The organism is Paenibacillus sp. W4I10 (assembly GCF_030816325.1).
In the GTDB taxonomy this organism is placed as follows: domain Bacteria; phylum Bacillota; class Bacilli; order Paenibacillales; family Paenibacillaceae; genus Paenibacillus; species Paenibacillus amylolyticus_B.
Genome location: NZ_JAUSXX010000001.1, coordinates 3,667,401 through 3,691,810, shown reverse-complemented (window position 1 = coordinate 3,691,810; position 24,410 = coordinate 3,667,401). Strand labels below are relative to the sequence as shown.

General features: G+C 45.6%; 15 protein-coding genes. 11 read left to right on the top strand and 4 right to left on the bottom strand.

Going from position 1 to position 24,410, the window contains the following annotated elements; all coding sequences use genetic code 11:
• The first annotated feature begins 110 nt into the window (after positions 1–110).
• The 8 genes from QF049_RS16695 to QF049_RS16660 all read left to right on the top strand — a co-directional run bounded on the left by QF049_RS16695 (position 111) and on the right by QF049_RS16660 (position 13,784).
• Positions 111–635, top strand: a complete 525-nt coding sequence (locus QF049_RS16695; protein ID WP_307538996.1) for a GNAT family N-acetyltransferase — start codon at positions 111–113, stop codon at positions 633–635.
• A 384-nt stretch (positions 636–1,019) separates the two neighbouring features.
• Positions 1,020–1,865 (top strand): rhamnulose-1-phosphate aldolase, encoded by an 846-nt coding sequence (rhaD, locus tag QF049_RS16690; protein ID WP_307538994.1) that lies wholly within the window; start codon positions 1,020–1,022, stop codon positions 1,863–1,865.
• A 278-nt stretch (positions 1,866–2,143) separates the two neighbouring features.
• The gene (locus QF049_RS16685; RefSeq protein WP_307538992.1) at positions 2,144–3,961 is read left to right on the top strand and encodes an APC family permease; all 1,818 of its coding nucleotides are present in this window, start codon (positions 2,144–2,146) and stop codon (positions 3,959–3,961) included.
• Positions 3,962–4,305: 344 nt separating this feature from the next.
• The gene (locus QF049_RS16680; protein WP_307538990.1) at positions 4,306–5,268 is read left to right on the top strand and encodes a carbohydrate ABC transporter permease; all 963 of its coding nucleotides are present in this window, start codon (positions 4,306–4,308) and stop codon (positions 5,266–5,268) included.
• Positions 5,265–6,086 (top strand): carbohydrate ABC transporter permease, encoded by an 822-nt coding sequence (locus tag QF049_RS16675; RefSeq protein WP_036669010.1) that lies wholly within the window; start codon positions 5,265–5,267, stop codon positions 6,084–6,086. Before QF049_RS16680 ends, QF049_RS16675 begins: the two co-directional genes overlap by 4 nt.
• A 406-nt stretch (positions 6,087–6,492) precedes the next feature.
• Positions 6,493–7,851, top strand: a complete 1,359-nt coding sequence (locus tag QF049_RS16670) for an ABC transporter substrate-binding protein (protein ID WP_307538988.1) — start codon at positions 6,493–6,495, stop codon at positions 7,849–7,851.
• A 429-nt stretch (positions 7,852–8,280) separates the two neighbouring features.
• Positions 8,281–13,437: an S-layer homology domain-containing protein gene (locus QF049_RS16665; RefSeq protein ID WP_307538986.1), complete on the top strand. Its 5,157-nt coding sequence runs from the start codon at positions 8,281–8,283 to the stop codon at positions 13,435–13,437.
• Between the two features lie 134 nt (positions 13,438–13,571).
• A complete protein-coding gene (locus QF049_RS16660) occupies positions 13,572–13,784 on the top strand; it encodes an immunity 17 family protein (RefSeq protein ID WP_047842001.1) in 213 nt (70 codons plus the stop codon).
• Between the two features lie 254 nt (positions 13,785–14,038).
• Here QF049_RS16660 and QF049_RS16655 read toward each other — a convergent pair whose 3' ends face one another.
• Positions 14,039–16,627 (bottom strand): glycine betaine ABC transporter substrate-binding protein, encoded by a 2,589-nt coding sequence (locus tag QF049_RS16655; protein WP_307538984.1) that lies wholly within the window; start codon positions 16,625–16,627, stop codon positions 14,039–14,041.
• Positions 16,593–17,822, bottom strand: coding sequence for a quaternary amine ABC transporter ATP-binding protein (locus QF049_RS16650; protein WP_124116993.1), 1,230 nt, complete (start codon positions 17,820–17,822; stop codon positions 16,593–16,595). The genes QF049_RS16655 and QF049_RS16650 overlap by 35 nt, the downstream gene beginning before the upstream one ends.
• 501 nt (positions 17,823–18,323) lie before the next feature.
• Here QF049_RS16650 and QF049_RS16645 point away from each other — a divergent pair.
• Positions 18,324–18,899, top strand: coding sequence for a GbsR/MarR family transcriptional regulator (locus QF049_RS16645; protein WP_105597693.1), 576 nt, complete (start codon positions 18,324–18,326; stop codon positions 18,897–18,899).
• A 129-nt stretch (positions 18,900–19,028) separates the two neighbouring features.
• Here QF049_RS16645 and QF049_RS16640 read toward each other — a convergent pair whose 3' ends face one another.
• Together QF049_RS16640 and QF049_RS16635 are read right to left on the bottom strand one after the other, a co-directional pair.
• The gene (locus QF049_RS16640; protein ID WP_307538980.1) at positions 19,029–20,660 is read right to left on the bottom strand and encodes a helix-turn-helix domain-containing protein; all 1,632 of its coding nucleotides are present in this window, start codon (positions 20,658–20,660) and stop codon (positions 19,029–19,031) included.
• Between the two features lie 186 nt (positions 20,661–20,846).
• A complete protein-coding gene (locus QF049_RS16635) occupies positions 20,847–22,133 on the bottom strand; it encodes a DUF5050 domain-containing protein (RefSeq protein WP_307538978.1) in 1,287 nt (428 codons plus the stop codon).
• Between the two features lie 242 nt (positions 22,134–22,375).
• Here QF049_RS16635 and QF049_RS16630 point away from each other — a divergent pair, with 242 nt between their 5' ends.
• Together QF049_RS16630 and QF049_RS16625 are read left to right on the top strand one after the other, a co-directional pair.
• The gene (locus QF049_RS16630) at positions 22,376–23,389 is read left to right on the top strand and encodes a Gfo/Idh/MocA family oxidoreductase (RefSeq protein WP_307538976.1); all 1,014 of its coding nucleotides are present in this window, start codon (positions 22,376–22,378) and stop codon (positions 23,387–23,389) included.
• Between the two features lie 32 nt (positions 23,390–23,421).
• Positions 23,422–24,408 carry a Gfo/Idh/MocA family protein gene (locus tag QF049_RS16625; RefSeq protein ID WP_307543278.1) on the top strand — a complete coding sequence of 329 codons (987 nt, stop codon included), beginning with the start codon at positions 23,422–23,424 and terminating at the stop codon, positions 24,406–24,408.
• The last annotated feature ends 2 nt before the right edge of the window (positions 24,409–24,410 follow it).

Below are 24,410 nucleotides of genomic sequence, written 5' to 3'. Positions count from 1 at the left end.
CAAGGAATGAACATATACAGATTATAAATGTTGTTTACCCCGACGGTCATTCGATTAATTTAAGGTATAGGCGGCACGCAGATTTGTGTTGGCATACAGGAGGTTAGTGGATGATGAACAGAACAATCTTATTTGAAACCGAGCGGTTGGAATGTGCGACGTGGAATGAAGGAGATCGTGCGCTGGCATTTGCGTTGTGGGGCGATCATGAGGTTGCCAAATGGATTAGTAGCAAGGGATTTCTGAGCGAGGATGAAGTAGAAGCGCGATTGACACAGGAGATTCAAAGGCAGAAGGAAGCTGGTGTGCAATATTGGCCCCTTTTTGAGAAAGAATCGGAGGTGTTTGTCGGTTGCTGTGGCCTGCGTCCGTATTCTCCAGAAGAGGAGATCTATGAATTGGGATTTCATCTAACCCGGGATCACTGGGGCAAAGGGTATGCCCAGGAAGCGGCGCAGGCGGTAATCGGTTATGCCTTTGACAAAATGAACGTGAAGGCACTGTTTGCCGGGCATCATCCGGATAATGAAGTGTCACGTCACATCTTGATCAAGCTGGGATTTGAGTATACAGGTGATGAACGCTATGAACCGACAGGAAAGATGCATCCATCGTATATGCTCCAAAGTTCTTAAATCTCTTTCGGAGTATGGACAGGCCTCAGCGTATCACGCTTAACGTGAATTCGATCCAAAGAGGTATACGCTCCTTACTGGGTCAGCTTGCTTTTCATGCTTTTTTTATTTCGCTTTCAGCTTCTATTAAGGTAGCAGAGGTAAGATAAGTCTTGTAAACCCCTTCTCGTGTTAAATAGATGTGTGACTGACCCCACCGGGCGCCGGCGGGGTATTTTTTTGTTTGATTTTCAAATAAACAAAACTAAACAAAAACAATCAAAAGTATATTTCTGTGTTTGTTATTGACTACCAAAGATAAACAAAGGTATAATGAATGTGAAATAAGGAACTTACTATGTACGTGGCAAGCCATTTGATTTTCAATATAAGGAGAGATTGATCATGAACGTGACCCTTACGAATGATACAACGCAGGCTGCAGGTTTCCATATTCCATTTATCCGTGAGATGGCCGAGATTACACAACATATGTGGAAAAATGGCTGGGATGAGCGCAATGGCGGTAATGTCAGCTATCTACTGGAGGAAGATGAAGTAGCCCAATATATCGATATCCATCATGTAATTCGCAAGATCAAACCGGCATTTTCGGTGCAGGAGCTGGCAGGCAAGTATTTTATCGTGACCGCATCGGGCAAATATTTCAAAAATGTACTCGCTGATCCGGAGAGTAATCTAGGGTTGCTGCGTGTATCGCAAGATGGACAGGAGCTGGAAGTACTCTGGGGATTGAAGTCGGGCGCGAATCCAACAAGTGAGTTGCCTACGCATTTCATGAGCCATATCGAACGTTTGAAATTGGACCCGAACCACCGGGTTGTCATGCACAACCATGCCACTCATGTATTGGCTATGACGTTTATCCACGAATTGGATGAAGCAAAATTCACCAAGACCCTCTGGCAGATGTGCACGGAGTGTGTAGTTGTATTCCCGGATGGCATTGGCATTATTCCATGGATGATTCCTGGATCGAATGAGATAGGCCGCGAAACGGCTGAGAAAATGAAAGAATACCACGCGGTCATCTGGCCGCAACATGGCATCTTTGGAACAGGAACAACGATTGACGAGGCATTTGGTCTGATTGAGACCATCGAGAAGGCAGCCCAGGTGTATATGCTGGTTGCTGGTCACGAGATCCGGCAGAGAATTACGGATGAGCAGCTGACCACACTGGCGCAAGCGTTTGGTGTCACCCCTCGTCCCGGCATTCTGGGCAGTTAAGGAAATCTGGATTGTTTTATAGTCAACGCATAGATCAAGGAAGTGGTCTTTGGTTCATTGAACCAAAGGCCATTTCCTTTTTTTTGACGAACAATCGTCATTTTGGTTCAAAAAAGTTCAAATTGCTGAACAAGAATGGCTTTGTTATCGATTATTGAATCGTAGTATGCATTATCACGCGCTGGCGAATTTCGGGTGAAATGACGTATTGTCAATGGCTCTGCGATTTTGCATAATAACAATGCTTCACAGATGAGAGACGGAAGGAAGTTATGATCATGCTTGGCAAAATGAAGAGAATCTTAATAGGCAAGCCCATGAAATCGGCTGAACTGGATGGAGAAAAATTGGGGAAATGGAAGGCACTCGCCATCCTGTCCTCGGATGCCCTATCGTCCGTTGCCTACGGTACGGAACAGATTTTGCTGGTGCTTGTTGCGGCCGGATTCGCCGCCCTGTGGTACTCTGTTCCGATTTCCATCGCCGTACTGGGATTACTCGTCATTTTAATTTTTTCCTATCGCCAGACGATATTTGCTTATCCAACAGGGGGCGGCGCTTATATCGTAGCCAAGGATAACCTGGGTACAACATCCAGTCTGATTGCCGGAGGATCTCTGCTAGTCGATTATATTTTGACCGTTGCGGTAAGTTCGTCCGCAGGTACGGATGCGATTACGTCGGCTTTTCCTATGCTGCATGACTACAGTGTTGTGATTGCTCTGATTATGATTGTTTTTCTAACCATTATGAATTTGCGGGGAGTGACGGAGTCGGCGTCTGTGCTGGCGATCCCCATATATCTGTTTATTTTTTCGATTGCAATTCTGATTATCTCGGGCGGAATCAAGTTTCTTGCCGGGGGGATGGAAGCAGCTGCACCAGAATTCGGAACAAGTCTATCCCATGTGAGTATGTTTCTGTTATTGAAAGCATTCAGCTCCGGATGTTCGGCCTTGACTGGCGTGGAAGCGGTAAGTAACGCGATCCCGAACTTCAAGCAGCCTGCCGAGAAAAATGCCGCGGGTACATTACTGCTCATGGGTTGTATATTGGGAGCCATGTTCATCGGCATCACCTTACTGGCTTATGGGTACGGAGTGAAGCCTGATCCTAAAGCAACGGTCATTTCCCAGATTGCTGAAGCCACGTTTGGCAGGGGCACGATGTATTTTATCATCCAGGGTGTAACGGCACTGATCCTGTTCCTCGCAGCCAACACAGCTTATTCGGCTTTTCCGCTGTTATCCTTCATGATGGCAAAGGATAAATACATGCCGCATGCATTTATGGTCAGAGGAGACCGCCTCGGTTTCTCAAACGGGATCATTTTTCTTAGTGTGATGTCTGCGCTGCTGGTGGTCGGGTTCAAAGGAAATACGGAAAGCCTGATTCCGCTCTATGCGGTAGGGGTGTTCATTCCATTTACCCTGTCGCAGCTGGGTATGATGATTCGCTGGATCAAAGTCAAGCCGTCTGGCTGGCAGATGAAGTTGCTGGTCAATACCGTCGGTATGCTGACTACACTATCGATTACCCTGATCTTTATTTTCACCAAGTTTACGCAGACATGGGTCATCTTTATCTTTTTGCCACTCGTTGTTTATGTGTTCATGCGTATTCACCGTCACTATTGCAACATTGCCGATGAGCTGCGGATTGATATTCAGGTTGATAAGCCGGCCAAAAAAGGCAATACGATAGTCATTCCTGTTGCGGGCATTACCCGGGTCGTCATGAATACGATCAGTTACGCCCAGACGATGTCGGATCACGTGGTCGCACTGTACATTGGCTTCGATGATGAGGCGATACGCAAGATGGAGCAGAAGTGGGGAGAGTGGAACCCAGGCGTCCGTCTGGTCGTTATCAAATCGAGGTACCGTAGCATTATGGGGCCGCTCAAGAAATTCATTGATACCGTAGAGTGGAAAACGGCCGAGACCGATCATATCACCATTCTAATTCCACAATTCATCACCAAGCACTGGTGGCAAAATGTACTGCACAACCAGACCAGCTTCATGATCCGGGCTTATCTGATTAATTACAAAGACGTGATCGTCACCACGGTGCCATATCATCTTAATCGTTAACTCGAAGGATTAATCGCTTCACCCCGTTTGGAATATTTACAGATTAATGTAAAATGGGCCACTTTCATTAATAAGCAAACGTTCATATTCCATTTACAGATCAAACCGCAGGAATATCTCCAAAAAGGGGAGTTCTTGCGGTTTTTTTGTCTTGAAATCCGGTCTGGATAGCGCTTTCGAATGGATACACATTTGCGTAAAGCCCCTAGTCCATGATTAACGTTACGTTGATTCAGAATGAATTTTGCTGTGACATTCGACTCGTACACTAGATAACGTGGTGCTGAAGTTGATGTAACATTTCACACACACTGAATGCGTGAAACAAGGGGGAAGAAAATCCGATGAGTGAGCTTGATAACCGGATCAGCTTGCCCGCCGCCAAACGGCGCGTAACCGGTACGAGTGAGCGACGGACAGCCTCGCTGCGCGTGCAGCGAATGCGGGAGAATCTGCTGGCATATGGTTTCCTGGCACCATCGCTGCTTTTGTTTGCAGTGTTTCTGTTTTACCCGATGTTTAAGTCCGTGTACCTGAGTCTGCATTCCACAGATCCGACGGGACAGATTGCGGCTTATGTAGGACTGGATAACTTCAAGGCCGTGTTCCAATCAGGACTGTTTATGCAAGGGATGAAAGTGACATTACTATTTGTCCTGTTTACAGTCCCCACGGGCATGCTAGCTGCTCTGATTCTGGCTGCACTGACTCACAATAGGTTCAAGGGAATGCGTGTGTTCCAATTTGTATTCTCTCTGCCCGTGGTGTTATCCGTCGGTTCGTCAGCGGTGATCTGGAAGTTTCTATTCCATCCGACCCTGGGCATGCTGAATTATCTGCTTGGCAAAGTAGGCATCGATCCAATTCCCTGGCTCACCAGCCCGGATTGGGCATTGATCTCGATCTCCATCATGACCATCTGGATGAACCTCGGGTTCAACTACATTATTCTATCCAGTGGTCTGGCAGGCATCCCGGATGAGATCTACGAGAGTGCCAAGATTGATGGCGCAGGAGCATTGCTTACGTTTCGTAAAATCTCGATGCCGCTACTGTCACCAACGTTATTTTTTGTTACGGTCGTATCGATCATTGGCGCTTTTCAATCGTTCGGTCAGATCAACATTCTAACCCGGGGTGGCCCGATGGACAGTACGAATGTGTTTGTCTATTCCATCTATCAGGAAGCCTTCGTTAATTTCCGCTTTGGTACAGGTAGTGCACAGGCACTGATCCTGTTCGTGGTGATTATGCTGCTGACCCTGATCCAGTTTAAATGGGTAGAAAGGAAAGTGCATTACCAATGAGTGCGACATGGACCAAAACGCTGTTGTATGTATTACTGACGATCTGTGCAGCACTTGTGTTGTATCCGGTGATGTACACCTTTTTCATGGCCGTGATGACGCCGGAAGATGCGAGCGCTTATCCGCCGCATATCATTCCAAATTCCATCGATCTGTCCAACTTTAGCGAAGTATTTGATATTGTTCCGATCGGCCGATTTATCGGCAATACCTTTCTTGTCGCAGGACTGACAACACTTGGTCAACTGATTACAGCGAGTATGGCAGCCTATGCTTTTGCGAAAATGCAGTTCAAAGGCAAAAACGTCATCTTCAGCATGTTTGTCGCAACGATGATGATTCCATGGGAAGTAACGATGATCCCCAACTACCTGACGGTTCGCAGCTGGGGTTGGCTGGATAGTTACCAGGGGCTGACGGTGCCGTTTCTGGCAACGGCGTTTGGTACATTCCTGTTGAGACAGTTCTTCATGCAACTGCCCAAGGAACTGTTTGAGGCGGCGAGGATCGACGGTTGTGGTCATATTCGCTATTTCATATCGCACGTCTTGCCTTTGTCCCGTCCGGCACTTGGTACATTGGCAATCTATTCATTCTTAAGCATGTACAATTCGTATCTCTGGCCGCTGCTGGTGACAAATACACCGGAAATGAGAACCGCACAGATCGGAATCTCGATGTTGGAGTTCCAGGAATCTACAGCGTGGAATCTGGTATTTGCCGGAACAGCAATGGTCATTCTACCATCCTTACTACTATTGATCTTCGGGTTGAAACAGCTTGTCCGCGGAATGGCCGCAGGCGCGCTGAAGGGGTAAGGAAAGTAAGGTTTACAACTATTTAATTGAAATTGAAATCCTGAAGGTTTTGATCTTAAGTTTTTAATCTAAAGGTTCTGTATTAAAGGTTGTGACTTAGAGATTTTGAGTTAAACCTTGTATCTTCGTACAAGGTCGACGGTTTTGATACCAGGAGCGAATAAAATGAGGCTCGCTTTTCAATAAGATGTTGAGATGAACGACGGTAGTAGTGGAGGGGACGAAATCGATTCTGAAGAAGCAAAGCGTTCGCCTTTATCCCCGGATTTTCCCCTAAGAAGGGGAGAATAAGAAAAATCCGGGGATAACAGCGATCAAAAGAACGATTCGTAACCGTAACGGCCACACCGCGTTATCCCCAAGATTTTATTATTACGCGAGCCATATAAAAGGAGAGCGATTTCGTTTGAAAAAAAGAGGAACATTTGCATTAATGCTGGCTGCACTCATGTTGGTCATCTCCGCTTGCGGAACAAAAGCTGAAACAAGCAGCCCGACAAGTGGAGCTCAAGCAGAAGCGGCCGCGGCCGAAACAACACAATTGACGTGGTGGCATTCCATGTCTGGCGCTGGGGAGAAAGCCATTAATCAACTCGCTTCCGACTTTAACGCCAGCCATCCGGACATTCAGGTGAAACCCATCTATCAAGGGAAGTACGATGAGAGCTTGAACAAACTCAAAGCATCCATGGGCTCAGACAGCGGTCCAGACATTATCCAGGTCTATGAGATCGGCAGCAAATTCATGATCGATTCTGGCATGATTACGCCAGTACAACAGTTCATCGACAAGGATCAGTTCGACCTGTCCCAACTGGAGCCAAACATTATCCGATACTACACCATCGATGGCAAATTGAATGCCATGCCGTTTAACACATCAAACCCGATCCTGTATTACAACAAGGATATGTTCAAAGCAGCGGGTCTGGATCCGGAGAACCCGCCGAAGACATATGAAGAGTTTGAGCAAGCAGCAAAGGCATTGGCGAAAGACGGTAAGCCAGGTGCATCCATGGCGATCTACGGCTGGTTTATGGAACAGTTCTTTGCAAACCAGAATGCAGATTATGTAAACAATGGAAACGGAAGAACTGAAGCAGCTACAGAGTCTCTGCTGAACTCCGAAGCTGGAGTGAAGACATTAACATGGTGGAAAAAGATGATTGACGAGAAAACCCTCTCCAATCTGGGACGTAGCACAGACGATACAACAGCAGCATTTACCGCTCAGCAAATCGGTATGACCCTGGATTCCACGGCTGGCCTGCGTAAAATCGTAGAAGGTTCAGGTGGCAAGTTTGAACTGGGAACAGGTTTCCTGCCTCGTCCAGCGGATGCCAAAGAAGGCGGCGTTGTAGTGGGTGGAGCAAGCCTGTACATCATGAACAACAAATCGGAAGCACAACAACAAGCAGCATGGGAATTCATCAAGTACTTGGCTACACCAGAGGTACAAGCAAACTGGAGTGTTGCGACAGGATACTTCCCTATTACGACAGCAGCCTACAATGAGCAAGTATTAAAGGATAATATGGCGAAGTACCCGCAATTCCAGACAGCAGTCGACCAATTGCACGCTTCCGCGGATTCGACAGCAACATCCGGGGCATTAATGGGTGTATTCCCGGAAGCCAGACAACTTGTCGAAGGAGCGATTGAAACGGTCCTGAATGGACAAGGTACACCACAGGAAGCATTGGATGCAGCAGCTAAACAAATTACAGACAAGATTGCGCAATATAACAGTACGGTGAAGAAATAATTGTAGGCTAATCTCAAAATAAAGATGCGGCGATCATTCCTGATCGTCGTATTGTTATGCCTGTGTCTTGAAATTCTATAAGACTTAAGTCTGATTTTTCTTGAGAAGGGATAGAAAGATGCTGTAAATAAGTGTCGAAATACGAAACGATTTATAACTTGTATGTTAATTTATCTAACGTAAATGGTTTAATATGCACATGGATATGACCCAAAAAGATCAAAAAGACATGAATTTGATCTGAAATTAGTCCTAATTAGCATTGGATAATAGAAAATGATTTCTTTCTGTAATGTATATGTTCTATTTTATTTCATATCGAAGAAATATTGTTTACACAAGTCTGTTATTCAGTTATCTTATATTTGAACTAATGTACAAGCTGGCTGAACAAATGATTGCCAAGTTGAAAACATGGGGGTAGGACGAATGAACAACAAGCAAGTGAAACGTTGGGCACAAGGGTTTCTGGTTTTCGTTCTTGTCGTTACAGGTGCGGCACCAATAGGTGGATTAAGTAGCACCGCATATGCTGATGAGGAAAGTGTAGTAACGGAAGAGCCGCAAACAAGTGATCAGGAGACATCCATACCGGATGCTGTCCCAACTGAAGAATCGTCAGACCTAGAGTCACCGACTAACGAAGATGATGATATGGATGAAACTAAAAGTGAGGAACCAGCTGAGACGGATAATGCAGAAGTGCAGGAAGCAGACGGGACTGGAATCATATCCATTGCTGATGCACGAGTACTTGCACCAAATACAAATGTAGCCGTTTCAGGTGTCGTAACGTACAGTGAACTCTCCGGAGAATTCACGAATTATTATATCCAAGACGAAGAGGCTGGCATTGTAGTCCGAGCGAAAAATCAAGTTGACGTGGGGGATCGTATTGAAGTGTATGGTCCAATTACCCACTACAGCGGACTCGTCCAGATCGAGAAGGATAAGTCAGGTTTTTCTGAAGGATACATGAAGGTCACTGAGCAAAATATAACACTCCCCGAACCCAAAAATATGGTGTCCACAGACTTTGTCAGACCAGCAGACCAAAGTAACAAAGGTCCGGGCGAAAAGTATGAGGGAATGTTTGTCGAAGTAAGAGATATTCAGGTAACACGGGGCAGTAGTTCGACGTTTTACGCTACGGATAGTCACGGTGCTGAGATGACGATTTATGCCAAAAACTCTCCTACCGCGCTAACTGTCGGCAAAACCTACGAATATGTGCAGGGCGTTCTGACCTTCAACAGTAATTACGGATTAGAGCTTTTGCCTAGAACAGCCGCAGATGTTGTAGAAAATAGCCTGTCTGTGATGGCAAGTGTTCCATCTGGCGGAATTCCCCGAAACAATGAAGTCACATTAACCTCTCCAGCCAAGGGTGCAGTTGTACATTACACGACGGATAATACAGAGCCTACTTCTTCTTCCGCCATGTATAGTAGTCCAATAGTGATTGATCAAGACATCGTAATCAAAGCCGTTGCTATTCTTAATGGACAATCCAGTGTGGTGTACACCTTTACGTATCAAGTACTTCCTGATAAGGAAAACTTGCGTATCCATGATATTCAGGGTGCAGGACATACCTCTGTTTTTAACGGCTACGATGTTAAGGATATCGAAGGAATTGTTACCTCTGTCAGTACAAGCAGTTTTTACATGCAAGAGCTTCCGGATGAGATGGACGATGATCATCGGACATCCGAAGCCATTCAGGTTTATAAACCGAGTCATGGAGTTGTCGTTGGCAACCAGGTGAAGGTATCCGGAAAAGTTACGGAATATGGGGCGGTTAACGAATTAACCACCACGCAAATTACGGGGAGTACGATTGTAAAAGTGTTAGAAAAAGTCGATCTACCTGTACCTGTGAAGTTGGGTGTCAAAGGACGAATCATTCCCACAGTCATTGACTCGGACTCTTTTGCAGAATTTAATCCCGAGAAGGATGCTATAGACTTCTATGAAAGTCTGGAAGGCATGCGTGTTGAACTGGAAAAGCCTGAAATTATAGGTCCTTACTCCAGTCAACCGGGTTTGGCCGTTGTTGTGGATAATGGTGAGAACAATCCACTTCGCACACCTAACGGTGGTGTTATTCTGACCGATAACAAGAAAGGTGTGAATGAGAGTGATCTCAATCCGCAACGTCTGTTTATCGGCAAGAAACCTTCCAAAGCAGTAAAAACAGGCGATAAGTTGGATGGTAATGTAGTCGGAGTAATGACCTACTCTAGTGGCAATTTCAAGGTGAGTCCGGAAGGGAGTTTGCCAGCAGTTATCCCTGGAGAAACGAAACAAGCGACTACTTCCATTGAACAAGCGGCAGATAAACTGACCATTGCTACGTTTAATGTGGAGAACTTTAGCAAAAAAGATGCCACACGAGCCAGTAAAATCGGCAAAATTATCGTGGATAATCTGAACACGCCAGACATCATTGGCATTATGGAAGTTCAGGATAACGATGGAGATGCCGACACGGGCACAACAGCGTCCAATGAGAGTTTTCAGACTCTAATTGATGCAATCAAAACGAACAACGGACCAACATATCGATATAGTGAGATTTCTCCGGAAAATAATAAGGATGGCGGGGCACCTGGTGCCAATATTCGTGTAGGATTCCTTTATCAACCGAACCGTGTATCGTTGGCTATTGGTATCGGAAAAGGAAATGCTACGACAGCGATCACAGTCAAAGCTGACGGCAGTCTCTCCAATAACCCAGGTCGTATTGCACCAGGGGATGAGGCGTTCGCCAGCTCCCGCAAACCACTTGCCGCTGAATTCGAATTCAATGGTGAACGTGTAGTGGTGATTGCCAATCACTTCAATTCCAAAGGTGGAGACCTGAAACCTTTTGGAAACATACAGCCTGCCACTCGAAGCAGTGAAGTTCAACGTGCGAAGCAAGCTGCATTGGTGAATGGATTTGTGAAAGAGTTACTGAACAAAGACCCTGATGTAAATGTCGCCGTTCTCGGTGATTTCAATGACTTCCAATTCTCAAATACATTGAACATTGTTGAAGGTGATGAACTGGACAATCTGGTAAATGAACTGCCAGAGAATCATCGTTACTCCTACATCTATGATGGAAACTCTCAGACACTGGATCACATACTGGTGAGCAAAAACCTGACTGAGACAGCAGCCATCGAAGTGGTACATGTGAATGCCGATTTTGAGACAGCAGATGGACGGGTGAGTGACCATGACCCACTGCTCGCACAATTGAGTATTGGAGACCCAGTGGAAGAAGGGGACTTCAACCTGCGCGTACTACACACGAATGATACGCATGCGCATCTGGATAACATCCCGCGCCGAGTAACGGCAATTAAGGAAACACGCAATGATAATACTCTGGTGCTGGATGCAGGGGACGTATTCTCTGGTACATTGTACTTCAATCTGTTTAGTGGTCTGGCTGATCTGGAGTTCATGAACATGATCGGATATGATGCCATGACTTTTGGTAACCATGAGTTTGATAAAGGTCCAAGTGTACTGAAATCATTTATTGAAAAAGCAGAGTTCCCGTTTGTGAGTGCTAATATTGATTATTCAAAGGATGCGAGTTTGAGTGGTTTGTACAACAATAGCATCGGTAACCCGGCTGATAAAGCCGAAATCTATCCGGCGATTATTACGGAAGTGAATGGTGAGCGAGTCGGTATTTTCGGATTAACGACACCTGACACGGTATCTCTTTCTTCACCAGGAGATGACTTGAAGTTTACGGATTACAAGGCAAGTGCACAAGCAACTGTACAAATGCTGCAAAATGAAGGTATTAATAAAATCATTGCTTTGACTCACCTTGGCTACTCTGAGGATCTGAAATTAGCTGAAGCCGTAGAAGGAATCGATATTGTGGTAGGTGGTCATTCACACACCATTCTGAACGCACCAGTTTTGGTGGATACCCATGCGGACCCAACTTTGGTTGTGCAGACTGGGGAATATGACGTTTCTCTTGGTCAATTGGATGTTACGTTTGATGAAGCAGGTATATTGAAGAAGTGGAATGGCAAATTGCTGAGTCTGGATGCGAAAGATGCTACCAACCAATTCATCTATGCTGATGATGTGGAAGCTGCAAACAAGCTGGAAGAATATGCTCCTCAGTTGGAACAGTTCAAGAAAACGATTATCGGTAAAACAAATGTCTTCCTGGATGGAGAACGTGGCACTGTGCGGAAACAGGAAACCAATTTAGGAAACCTGATGACAGATGGTATGCTGGAGAAAGTGAAATCTATTGTTCAGGAAAACGACGTCAAAGGATACGTCGCGATCCAGAACGGCGGTGGCATTCGTGCTTCATTTCAGACAGGTGATATTACGCTGGGCAATCTCCTGACTGTGATGCCATTCGGTAATAACCTGTCTGCGTTGAAAATGACAGGCAAGGAAATCACAGCCGCGCTGGAAAATGGCGTTAGTGGTGTGGAAACGGGAGAAGGGCGCTTCCCACAAGTGGCAGGCATGCGTTTCTACTACGATTCCACGAAACCAAGCGAGAAAATTGATGCAACGACCAATACCGTGACCCAAGTGGGTCAACGTGTGGTCAAAGTTCAGATTAAGAATGCAGATGGTACGTACTCGGATATTGATCCGAACGGGTATTATATCGTTGCTACCAATTCATTCATGGCTAACGGTGGAGACTTCTATCGTGCTATGAGAATAGCGAAAGATGATAATCGATTCTACGAATTGAATCTGGTCGATTATGAAATCTTCCATGGACATTTGGACCGTGTAGGTACAGTCGATCAAAAGACGGAAGGACGCAGTATGGATTTGAAGGGAGCGCCACTTCCGGGGGACGGAAATGGAAGCAATCCTGGTAATGGTGGCGGCAATAATGGAAGTAATCCGGGCAGTGGTAACAGTGGTGGAGGGTCTACAACACCTACTCCGCCTGTAACTCCAACCATACCGACTACACCAACCAATCCTACAAACCCAATTACGCCAACCGTTCCGGGTAATGGAGGAAATCCTAATCCAACTACTCCGGTTATAGACCTGAAGGACATCGGAAATCACTGGGCTGCTGCTGCCATTGAGCAGGCCATTTCCCGGGGAATTGTGAACGGATATCAGGATGGTAATTTCCGTCCGAATGCACCAGCGACACGCGCCGAATTCATTGTGATGTTGGGAAGAGCATTTGAACTTCCAGCCAGCAACAAGGCATTGACGTTTAAGGATGCTGCTGGGATACCTGCATGGGCACAATCCTTTATTGCTCAGGCAGTGGATCAAGGCATCATTAGTGGGTACACGGATGATACGTTCCGTTCATCGGGTAAAGTATCGCGGGTAGAGATGACGGTTATGCTCGTCAGAGCACTCGGTCTTCCAGTGGAGTCCAATCCGGCACTGAGTTTCGCGGATGCAGATAAAGTATCGGCGTGGGCTGTTCCATATATCGCTGCTGCATATGATGCAGGACTGGTGAAGGGAACAGGGAAGAATATGTTTAACCCACTCGCTGAAGCAACACGTGCTGAAGTGGTAACCTTGTTATTGGCGGCAAGCGATTTGAAAAAGCAATAAAACACATGATATAGACGGTGTAAAACAGCTTGCAGACTTTCATCTGCAAGCTGTTTTTTTTCTAATTTATGCCTGTTAATTTTCACCAAGTGAAGGTATAGTAGACAGGATTATATTGAAGGAGTGTTGACGACATGCAAGATCAACCCGTTTTAATCGCATTATTTGCCATAGCGGCAGGAATTTTTAGTTTGCTCGGTGGTATCAACAATTGGGATTGGTTTATGAAGAGCTTTAGAGCAGGAATTTTTGTAAAGACTATTGGAAGACAGGGCGCAAGAGTAGTATATGGTATTCTCGGTGTAGTCATGATTGTCATTGGTGTACTACTGTTACTGATCGGATAGTTACTGGGAAATAAACGGACTCACCAAGTATCATCTACATACGATGTTCATGAGCGAAGGCAAAGTAAGAGGATATGTGAGAAGAGTCAAATGGAAAAAGCGTTTGAATGCTTAAAGTAGCAGTATGCAGTATGACCAGGATAGAATATCAAATCAAATAGCATGCCTGAAAAAATCATAGCCATAACAAAAAGACCACCGAAAAATTTCGGTGGTCTTTTTACCAAATTCAGGTTTATTCATCTCAATCTGGTTTAATTATCTTTTAAGTCTTCAACAGAATTGATATCCATGTAAGTCGGAACAACCAGACCTTGTTTAACTCCTGTCATGCTGACAGCGATATCTTCAATCTGGTCACCATATGTCTCCCAGTAGTCCCCATGTGTAAGCGGGAGCCAAACGGCTGGAGAAGCATCAATATCACCTGCTGCCAAGCCTGCCCACATTGGACCAGCTTCGACTTGCAGTGCTTTGACTGTGTAACCCAGATCCGTCTCAAGCACATACTTCATCAGGTTGGTACTCGCAATTTCAGAGTCCCATGCAACATAACCGAGACGTAAATTGTCACCTTTAACCGGGGTTAACCCCTTGGTCCATTCTTCAATTTGGTCCGGATGTTTTTCTGCATAAGTCTTGGCAGCTTCTTCAGGCGAAACGCCCTTTTGAATGTCTACCATGATTTCACTCATTTGATCCGCAGTCCAATTAAAACGAGAGAAGAACTCATAGGCAACAGGATGATCTTCTTTGATTCCCTTACGTCCAACCGTGTGAACTTCCTCTGCATCGCCGAAAATTAAGTCGGGATCGTCCAAATACTTCAGATCATACTGATTGAACATCCAGTGCGGAGTCCAACCCGTAACGATGATTGGTTCTTCATTTTTATAAGCTTTGTCCAATGATGCAGTCATTGCTGCTCCAGAGCCTTCAATCAGATTCCAGTTAGACAAATCATAATGCTTAATGGCGTTTGCTGTGGCCTTCATCAGACCTGCACCTGGATCAATACCAACGATTTGGTGATTAACCTCTTCGCCCACATTGGCACTTGCCGATGGAGTGGAAGAAGTGGCACCTGTCTCCAGATCTGCAATTGAATTGACTTCAGTCATGTAACTAGGAACCACGAGGCCTGTACGTACACCTGTCATGTTGGCCCCCAGATCGTCTACCTGGTCTTTGTAACGTTCCCAGTAGTCTGCGTGTGTCAATGGCAGCCAAGCTGCTGGAGAGGCATCTACGTCGCCTGAGGCAACACCTGTCCACATTGGTCCGGCTTCTACTTGCAGAGCGTTAACTTTATAACCCAATTCGTTTTCCATCACATATTTCAGCAAGTTCGTACTTGCGATTTCGGAATCCCAAGCCACATAGCTAAGTTTGAATGCATCACCATTCACTGGAGTCAAACCTTTGGTCCACTCAGCAATCTGATCGGCATGTTTCTCAGCATAAGCTTTAGCTGCTTCTTCTGCTGATGTGCCATCCTGGATAGCAGTCATCATTTCACCCATTTCATCCGATGTCCATTGGAAACGGGACAGGAATTCAAACGCAACAGGGTGATCTTCTTTCAGACCTTTACGGGCGATGGTATGAATTTCTTCAGCATCACCGAAAGATTTCTCAGGGTCTTCCAGATATTTCAGATCATATTTGTTGAACATCCAGTGCGGAGTCCAACCTGTAATAATGATTGGTTCTTCATTTTTGATCGCCTTGTCCAGCGTGGCCGTCATGGCTGCACCAGAGCCTTCAATCAGAGTCCAGTCAGTCAATTTATAGTCTTCGATCGCTTTTGCAGCAGACTTCATGATACCAGCCCCTGGATCGATACCAATAATCTGATAGTTCACTTCTTGACCTACAGCATTGGCTGCTGAATTGTTGCCACCAGCGGAAGTTGTGCCACCAATGAAGTATTGTGAGAAACCAGCTACAAGCACAAGGAATGTTGCCGCAGCAGTGATCCATGCTTTTTGCTTAACTGTAATGCGTGAGTTCTTTTTGCGACCTGGCATAAACACATTTTGTGTAAAACGGTCCAGGACAATCGCGAGTACAACAACGGCCAGACCGGCTTCGAAACCTTTACCGATTTGCAGTTGTGTTACAGCACGATAGACTTCCGCACCAATACCTTGTGCACCGATCATGGATGCAATAACAACCATGGACAGTGACAGCATGATGGTCTGGTTAATACCGGACATCACGGTAGGCAAAGCGAGTGGAAGTTGTACTTTGAACAACTTTTGCATGGAAGTTGAGCCGAATGCATCAGCTGCTTCAACCAATTCGCCAGATACCTGTCTGATACCCAGGTGAGTCAGACGAATCGTTGGCGGAATCGCAAATATAACGGATGCGATAACACCTGGAACGACACCTAGACTAAAGAATGTAACCGCAGGCAGCAAGTAGACAAATGCAGGCATCGTCTGCATGAAGTCAAGTAGCGGTGTAATGATACGCGCCGCAGTTTTACTGTATGCGAGCCAGATTCCGACAGGCACACCAAGCAGGATCGAAACCAATCCTGAAGTGATAACCAGACCGAGTGTGTCCATCGATTGGGACCAGTATCCCAAGTTATCTACGAGCAAGAACCCGATAACCGTAAATAGTGTCAGTGGGAGTCGACCTACGAGGAACGCAAGAACACCCAATATGGCAATGAACAGGAGTGGATGGGGCAGCATGAACAGCCCGGAGAAGAATCCGACTACTGCTTGAATAACAAGAGAGATTACATTAAACAATCCGGAGAGCGAGGAGCTCATCCAGTCAACGATGGATTCAATCCACGATGCTAGTGGTATTTTGGGAATCATTCGCAAGTTCCTCCTTTACTGCAACTTCACCGCTAAGTGCACCCAGCAGGGCACCGCGGACGATAACACCTTGCAGACGGCCATTCTCACCAACAACAGCTAGCGGCACATGGGCAGAACTTACAATCTCGAACAATTCATGAATCAAGGTCTCAGGCGCAACAGTAGGCCCGTCCGTGATCAGAATGTCGTTCAATAATTTGTTTTCGCGCATGGCACGGGTTGCATCTTCAGCTGTAATAACACCAAGCAATTTTTTCGAACGGTCAATGACAAACAGGTTGGAAATACCACGTTCGCGCATTAATTCGAGGGCAACACGAGGACCACGATCAAGCGTAATTGTTTCAGGGCGACGCATTACGTGAGATGCTGTAAGGACCTTGGACAGATCCACGTCTTCGACGAAGCGGGCCACATATGAGTTGGCCGGTTGAATCATGATTTCTTCCGGTGTACCGATCTGCACAACTGCGCCGTCTTTCATGAGGGCAATACGATCGCCGATGCGCAGCGCTTCGTCCAAGTCATGGGTAATGAAAATAATGGTCTTTTTCATTTTATCCTGAAGCTCGATCAACTCATCTTGCATATCACGGCGAATCAATGGATCAAGAGCACTGAAGGCTTCATCCATCAGTAGTACTTCCGGGTCATTGGCAAGTGCACGCGCCAAGCCGACACGTTGCTGCATCCCGCCACTGAGTTCATCTGGCATTTTGTCTTCCCAGCCTTTAAGGCCAACCAGCTCCAGTGAAGTTTTCGCCTTCTCCCGGCGTACTTCCTTATCTACTTTTTGTATTTCCAATCCATACTCCACATTATCAAGAACGGTACGGTGCGGGAACAACGCAAACTTCTGGAAGACCATGCTGATCGTTTTCCGGCGCACTTCGCGCAATTGTTCTTTGTTCATCTTGCGTAGATCCTTACCATGGACCAGAATTTCTCCGGATGTTGGTTCAATCAAACGGTTGAACATCCGAACCAGTGTGGATTTACCACTCCCGGACAGTCCCATAATAACGAAAATCTCGCCTTCTTTAATGTCCATGTTGACCCGGTTGACACCAACCGTTATCTGTTTTTCTTTGGCCAACTTTTCTTTACCCCAACCTTGCTCCAGTAATTGCAGACCTTGCTCGGTTTGGGGGCCAAACAATTTACTTACGTTTTTCACTTCAAGTATGGTCATGTTTTCACCCCTTCTGATGTGTTGTGCACTTCGAACGGCTTTCAGCATCCATAAGCCCATACACTTATGCGCCCAGCCACGAAATCCGGTAGTTGTTGCTTCGCTTCCCGTCTTTCTGGGTAACGAGTTTAATACTAACAATACTTAACCAGTATATCAACCGAATAAACAGTACATAATGTTTGTACAGTAAAAACTGTACAAAGTTTTTCGTCCAAATACTCCGTCATTCTCCTTATTCTGGCTAATAAGGCAGCTTTACATTTGACATTGCTTTTCCTACAATAGAAAATGAGCTGAATTGAAGCTGAATTTTTTGGTTAAAAGATAGTCATAGGCAATTGTAGCCTGGTAAAGTTCCCATTTTCATACATTGGGTGAATGAAAGCCCTCTGGCATATATGATGTCCGGCCGAGTGCTTTCCCATGTAAGCAGGACTTTTAAAGTGTTGCAATTATTTCGCCAAAGACTGTGGAATGTTCAGAATGGAGGTTGCAAGCATGGGCTTGGACCATTTACAAGAGGAACAGCAGGCAACCGTGCTGAAGATTCGTAAGCGTGTCATTGAAGCCATTGGACGTAATATGGATCTTTACGGCGTTACGCTGTCGACGGGACACTTATATGGATTGCTATTTTTTGCAGACAAACCAATGACCCTTGACGATATGGGACGGGAAATGGAAATGAGCAAAACGAGTATGAGTACAGGTGTACGAACACTGCTGGATTTGAAAATGGTAAATAAAGTATGGAGCAAAGGCTCCAGGAAAGATCTATATGAAGTGGAATATGACTGGCATCAGACATTTACGGATTATTTTGCAATTAAGTGGAGAAAAGCCGTGGAGAGTAACCTTCAGATTCTACGCAAATCGATTGAAGAACTGAATCGACTAGTCGATGATTTGGATGAAGAGGCGGATGCTGAACTTATCCACATCCTGATGGAAGACAAACACAAAGTTTTGCAAGCGGAAGCATATTACAAATGGTTGGATCGGTTGATTGATACCATGGAAAATGAAGAGATATACAAGCTGGTTCCGAAGGAAGAGATTAAGGAACATTCATAATGACATGCAAAGGGCCCTTTCCGTTAAAGGAGAGGGCCCTTTGGCCTGTGCAATATCTTACTGAATTATAATGAAGGAACACGTTGTAAAAAAGATAATCTTGCCCATCGTATCAACCTATGTTTACATCTAATGTCCGATCAGACCTGCCTGAGGAAAGACTACAGACTGCTGAGCAATCTGTTCCAGTTCGTTCAGAATCTGCAACCGGCCAGCCGGGGTCCAGCATAACCGTTGCCAGTTCGAAATATCGTGAACGTTACCATACAATACAGCAGGGGATCGATTCCACGATGCCGTTTGTTTCATGCGTCGGAACACCTTTTCACTGGCAGCCTGAAGCGAAGCACGATGGATCAACAGGTAATCCGTGTCCAGCACGGGGATACTATCCGCTGCATACTCATTTTTGGAACTTTCGGGAGATACAAGCTGAGCAGGCTGGAGTCCCAATTCAGCATACAACAAGTGATTTAATGGATGCTCGCCAGTTCCTTGTAAGCGAATAAACTGATTCGTAACCTCCATCAGAGCCAACCGTTTTTGTCCGAAATAGGGTTGTAGGTTCAGGCTTGCTTCAAGCTTGCGAAACGCAAGTTCTTTGAAATTTAGCAACGCTTGCTTTTCACGTCCGACCAGTTCGGCTATGCCAATATGGTTCTCTTTCCAGTCATCAGTGGACTCCAAGATGATGGTGGGTGCAATACTTTTCAGGTGATCGTAATAGGGCTTGTGGTAAAAGTCACCGATGATCAAGTCTGGCTTCGCCTGCCGAAGTTGATCTAATTGTCTGGTTAATCGGCGTTCTTGTTCATATTCATCCGATTCTCGATCAAACACACCTTCACCTTCCAGCACAGCTACCGGGCGCAGTCCAAGCGAGGCCAAGTTCTCATGGAATCCCATAATGGATGCCGTAGCTACGCGAAGTTGATCTCTTTTCATATATACGCTGGGAGCAATCCCCAAGGTTTGTTTGAATTTGCGGCTAAAATAATACTCATTGCCATACCCGACAGATACCGCGACGTCTTTGAGGACACAGGATTCCTCTGTCAGCTGTTTCTTGGCTTCGTTTATACGTAAACGATTGAGGTAATCGGTCGGTGACATGCCTTTGGCCTTCTTGAAACTGCGTGAATAAGAGCTGGGTGTGAGTCCAGCAATCTTGGCAAGCTGATCCATGCTGATTCCTTCACTCATGTAACGTCGCATATACATAATACTGCGTTCCAAGGCAGGGTCTACTTTCTCATGATTGGCTTCCAGCCGGTTCTCTGAGAGAAATTGCAGCAGTTCATGCAGCTGGCTATGTATGCTGATAAAGTGATCCGGTTGAAGACCGCGATAGGTTTCATACAGTTGTTCCAAACGTAATACAGCCTGCTGCTCATGACGAACCGGCAACCTGCCTGTCTGCCAATCCAGCGGGAAGGCGGGTGATGAGGTCATTTTCCATTCACCGCGCACTTGCTGCAAACAAACCGTATCCATGCTTAGCAATATACATTCGGTCACATTCGAGCGTGCGGCGGCCTCAATGGTTGTTCCTGGCTTCAGTACAAACAAGTTGCCCGCTTGCGCCGTATAGACTGTATCATTCAGGACCAGAACACCGTCTCCTTGCAAAATAAGACAGAGCATGGGCCGTGACACCGTCTTGCCTTGCACACGGAAATTCTCCCCACGACGCACACGGCACATGGAGGAGAGGAGTGGTAGAGATGAGGTTTCAGCAATGAAGGGAAACTGTTCAGTCATACGGACCATCCTTTTGTCTTATTTTCTTAATGATAACAATTATCATTCTCATATGGAAGATGTTTTTGAAAAATAGTTTTCGACAACCAAAAAAGGACTACCAAGAGCCGTTATGGCTGCATGGTAGTCCTTTTTGTTATGGACAAGTCCGTTGAATGGGCTATATGCCTGAATCAACATTATATGTTAGTACGGTGTCACCAATAGAATATTGTCGAGGAAAACGTCACTCATTACTTTTTTCCCTGTTCCACCCGTTTGCACGTGATACAAGCGATATTGATCTTTGGCATTGATATAGAAGAGGCCCGCAACATCATCTCTGATATGGAATGCATCCCATTCGTCCCCGGTAAGTTTCGTTACCTTGAGAGCTGTATTAACCGAATAGAGTCCGTTGTTGCCCGAGATGTATGCAGCCGTAGATGTACCATTGGTCAATTGATTCGCAACATACGTTACATTTGTCAGGTTCAGGTTGGCGGATTTGGTCACTTTGTTGCCCGAGACCGTTTTGGCATAAGCCTTTTTGTCTGCATCAATAAGGACAACCTTGTCTGTACCTAAGGCACTTACTTCCCGAACGCTTTTGTTATGAAGCTGAAGTGTTTTGGCTGAAGTCGTTAACGCAAACGCTTTGCCTTTGGCATAATTGTAATCCTTATTGTTGTCGAGAACGATTCCTTTGTTATACACGTAAAGATTGTTTCCCCAACCACCGGAATATACAGCATTCACATCCAGTTTGGCTTTGGGATTAACCGGAGTTGCTTTGCCAGTGTTGTAATTCACCTTATACATGACAACAGCATTGGTAGAATAGAAATCCTCGTACGGGTCTGTATTTACCATCAGTTGCAGTTCGTTTTTAGCTTGATTTGTAAAATAACGTCCTTCCACTGCGCCTGCGGCAATCCGCTGCACAGCTCCAGAACCGTTGGACGTTTTGGACACGATCCACGTGTTTCCATTAACCAACGCATTATAGTAGGCACGCCCTTTGGTTACCAGGAGGAATGGGAAGTCGGTATCAGCCTTGTCAGCAATCTTGGTGACAGCTGAAGCGGCACTATTGCCATTCGCGCGATAAATGGTACCTGTAGCATCCAGATAATAGATGAATCCGTTATCCGTATAATAGCTGAGTACATCTGTAGCAAATGTCTCTGCCGCATCGGTGGACCCGTCATTTGGAACCCGAAGCAAAGTTGTGGAAGAAGCAGTCTGCGTGTAGTAGAGATAAGAGCCTGCCGCGTGCAAGTCCACACCTTGGAAATCAATTAATACTTCTGTTGTATTGCTGCCATCCGCGGAAACTTTGTACAAAACTCCGTCGGACTCATAATACACTGTGGATTGGCTAAGTGAAGCTGCCTGGGCTGCGGTTCCACCTCCCAATGTCATTGCTGCAATGAGTGTAAATAACAGCAATGTACAGATGGTGCGTTGCAAGTATGTATACCCTGTTTTCATTCGTTCATCGTCCCCTTTGTTCTTCTATATGTATGTCGTTAATTCCTTATGTTATATCGGTAAACTATGGAAGATATGTTAGATCACCAACATGAAAAAAGAAGAGGATGAAATTGAATTTCATAGTCATTCAAACCGGAAATCGAATTGCGAATGATGCTGCCAATCCGGTTCCAAAGCATTCTCCGCCTGACTTGATCGTGATAACATAACATTCAACCAGAGCAGAGGAGTGAGCGATCATGTTAATGAATGTGGCGATCATCGGATTTGGAAACGCAGTGGTGAATTATCATTTGCCTTATCTGGACAAAAAAGAAAACATCAAGGTGAAGACGATATACCGTCGCGAGGAAGATCGGGTTGGCGATACAGAGCGTGAATCACGCTATCCCGAGATTACTTTTACGACGAATATCGAAGACATATTGCAGGATGATGAGATTGAGTTGATTGTTGTTGCCTCCCATGTGGATAGCCATGTTGAGTACGCCAAGCTGGTCTTGGAACACGGAAAACATGTGCTGGTGGAGAAACCTTTTGCCTCCACTTCTGCGGAAGCCAAAGATATCTTTGAACTAGCCACTCGTAAAAATCTCATCGCCATGCCAAATCAAAATCGCAGATTTGATGGTGACTTCCTGACATTGAAAAAAGTGATTGAGGGCGGCAAACTGGGGAATATTGTTGAAATCCAGTCCCACTATGATTATTTTCAGCCACAGTACGCGAGAAGTGGATTTGGATTGCTGCATGGTTTGGCCGTACATACGATCGATCAGTTAATCTCCATCTATGGCGTAGCTGACCGAATTGATTATGATGTTCGGAGTTTGATCGCGCCGGGTGAATCCGATGATTATATCGATATTGATTTTCGTTATGGACGAATGAAGGCCACGATTAAGTGCAGTCTGCTTGTGAAGATCGAGCATCCAAAATTCATTGTCCACGGTGATCGAGGGAGCTTTGTTAAATACAGCAGTGGGCATCAAACGAAAAATGGAGATGGACGAACCAGGGTATCCATTCAAGCTGAACCGGAGGATAACTGGGGGACGATTAGTTATGTGGACGATGAGGGAACATCACATACGGAGAAAGTTCCTTCGGAAGCGACAGACTATGGCATTTTATATGATCAACTGCTTCAAGCCATTCGACATAACGGTGATAAACCGGTCAAGGATGAAGAGGTTTTATATGTATTGGATATTTTACATGACGGAATCGAAGCGGCGAAGAAAGCCAACTGACAAACAACCAACGACAGGAGCGAAACGATATGATGAATGTAGCAACGATTGGTACAGGGTCCATTGTGGATGCCATTTTAGCTGCGATAAATGAACTGGATGATGTTACGTGTACAGCGATGTACTCCCGGAAGAGAGAGACAGCACAGGAGCTTGCGGGGAAGTATGAGGTCGATACCATCTATACGGACCTGGAATCCCTATTTTCAGATACAAATGTAGATCTCGTATATATTGCTTCACCAAACAGCATGCACTACGAACAGGCCTATCAGGCACTTCAGCATGGCAAACATGTCGTCTGCGAAAAACCGTTCACGTCTACGCTTCAGGAAGCAGAAACGCTGATTGCACTTGCAAAAGAAAAGAATCTGTTGCTGTTTGAAGCCATCTCCAACATTCATCTGCCCAATATTAAAGTCATACAGGAGCAGCTACCAAAGCTCGGTCCGATCAAACTCATCCAGTGTAACTACAGTCAATACTCGCGCAAATACAATGATCTGCTTGCAGGGGAAACACCGAACGTATTTAATCCACAATTCTCTGGTGGAGCGCTGATGGATATCAATATTTATAATCTGCATCTGGTCATGAATCTGTTTGGCAGTCCGAATACCGTATCGTATACCGCGAACCAGCATGCAAACCGCATTGATACGTCAGGTGTTGTGGTTCTCAAGTATCCGGAGTTTATTGCGGAATGTGTAGGTGCCAAAGACACAAACAGCATGAACTTTGTACTCATTCAGGGAGAGAAAGGTTATCTTCAGGTTGTGGGAGGAGCAAACGGTTGCCGGGAGATCAAGCTTCAAATCGGGAATGAGCCTGCTGAGGCGTATAATGCCCAGACTAAATCCAATTGGCTGTACTATGAGTGGGAAGCGTTCAGGGACATTCATGCAAGTGGTGATTACAAACGGTGTTACGAACTACTCGAACACAGCCAGTCTGTGATGAGTGTACTTATGAGTGCACGTCAGGATGCCGGAATTGTATTTGCAGCAGATCCACGGTAATC

Excerpts from the sequence above, each read along its gene's own strand:
- QF049_RS16695 (WP_307538996.1), top strand. The coding sequence starts at position 111 with ATGATGAACAGAACAATCTTATTTGAAACCGAGCGGTTGGAATGTGCG.
- rhaD (WP_307538994.1), top strand. The coding sequence starts at position 1,020 with ATGAACGTGACCCTTACGAATGATACAACGCAGGCTGCAGGTTTCCAT.
- QF049_RS16685 (WP_307538992.1), top strand. The coding sequence starts at position 2,144 with ATGCTTGGCAAAATGAAGAGAATCTTAATAGGCAAGCCCATGAAATCG.
- QF049_RS16680 (WP_307538990.1), top strand. The coding sequence starts at position 4,306 with ATGAGTGAGCTTGATAACCGGATCAGCTTGCCCGCCGCCAAACGGCGC.
- QF049_RS16675 (WP_036669010.1), top strand. The coding sequence starts at position 5,265 with ATGAGTGCGACATGGACCAAAACGCTGTTGTATGTATTACTGACGATC.
- QF049_RS16665 (WP_307538986.1), top strand. The coding sequence starts at position 8,281 with ATGAACAACAAGCAAGTGAAACGTTGGGCACAAGGGTTTCTGGTTTTC.
- QF049_RS16660 (WP_047842001.1), top strand. The coding sequence starts at position 13,572 with ATGCAAGATCAACCCGTTTTAATCGCATTATTTGCCATAGCGGCAGGA.
- QF049_RS16655 (WP_307538984.1), bottom strand. The coding sequence starts at position 16,627 with ATGATTCCCAAAATACCACTAGCATCGTGGATTGAATCCATCGTTGAC.
- QF049_RS16650 (WP_124116993.1), bottom strand. The coding sequence starts at position 17,822 with ATGACCATACTTGAAGTGAAAAACGTAAGTAAATTGTTTGGCCCCCAA.
- QF049_RS16645 (WP_105597693.1), top strand. The coding sequence starts at position 18,324 with ATGGGCTTGGACCATTTACAAGAGGAACAGCAGGCAACCGTGCTGAAG.
- QF049_RS16640 (WP_307538980.1), bottom strand. The coding sequence starts at position 20,660 with ATGACTGAACAGTTTCCCTTCATTGCTGAAACCTCATCTCTACCACTC.
- QF049_RS16635 (WP_307538978.1), bottom strand. The coding sequence starts at position 22,133 with ATGAAAACAGGGTATACATACTTGCAACGCACCATCTGTACATTGCTG.
- QF049_RS16630 (WP_307538976.1), top strand. The coding sequence starts at position 22,376 with ATGTTAATGAATGTGGCGATCATCGGATTTGGAAACGCAGTGGTGAAT.
- QF049_RS16625 (WP_307543278.1), top strand. The coding sequence starts at position 23,422 with ATGAATGTAGCAACGATTGGTACAGGGTCCATTGTGGATGCCATTTTA.